Source organism: Streptococcus sp. HMSC078H12 (genome assembly GCF_001814615.1).
Classification (GTDB): domain Bacteria; phylum Bacillota; class Bacilli; order Lactobacillales; family Streptococcaceae; genus Streptococcus; species Streptococcus salivarius_F.
Map to the genome: position 1 here is coordinate 1 of NZ_KV817323.1, position 366 is coordinate 366.

General features: G+C 50.5%; 4 tRNA genes. All 4 read left to right on the top strand.

What is annotated here, in order from left to right:
• The first annotated feature begins 43 nt into the window (after positions 1 to 43).
• Positions 44 to 124: transfer RNA gene (locus HMPREF2979_RS05420), tRNA-Tyr, on the top strand.
• Positions 125 to 129: 5 nt separating this feature from the next.
• Positions 130 to 200, top strand: a tRNA-Trp gene (locus HMPREF2979_RS05425).
• A gap of 11 nt (positions 201 to 211) precedes the next feature.
• Positions 212 to 284: transfer RNA gene (locus tag HMPREF2979_RS05430), tRNA-His, on the top strand.
• A gap of 8 nt (positions 285 to 292) precedes the next feature.
• Positions 293 to 364: transfer RNA gene (locus HMPREF2979_RS05435), tRNA-Gln, on the top strand.
• Positions 365 to 366: the final 2 nt, after the last annotated feature.

Below are 366 nucleotides of genomic sequence, written 5' to 3' on the forward strand. Positions count from 1 at the left end.
TGTCGGCGGTTCGATTCCGTCTCGCGCCATTTGTTTATATTTCGGAAGGGTAGCGAAGAGGCTAAACGCGGCGGACTGTAAATCCGCTCCTTCGGGTTCGGGGGTTCGAATCCCTCCCCTTCCATAGTTACGGGCATAGTTTAAAGGTAGAACTAAGGTCTCCAAAACCTTCAGTGTGGGTTCAATTCCTACTGCCCGTGTTAGTAAAGTGGCGAATGTGGTGAAGTGGTTAACACATCAGATTGTGGCTCTGACATTCGGGGGTTCGATTCCCCTCATTCGCCTATATTTTTGGGGTATAGCCAAGCGGTAAGGCAAGGGACTTTGACTCCCTCATGCGTTGGTTCGAATCCAGCTACCCCAGTT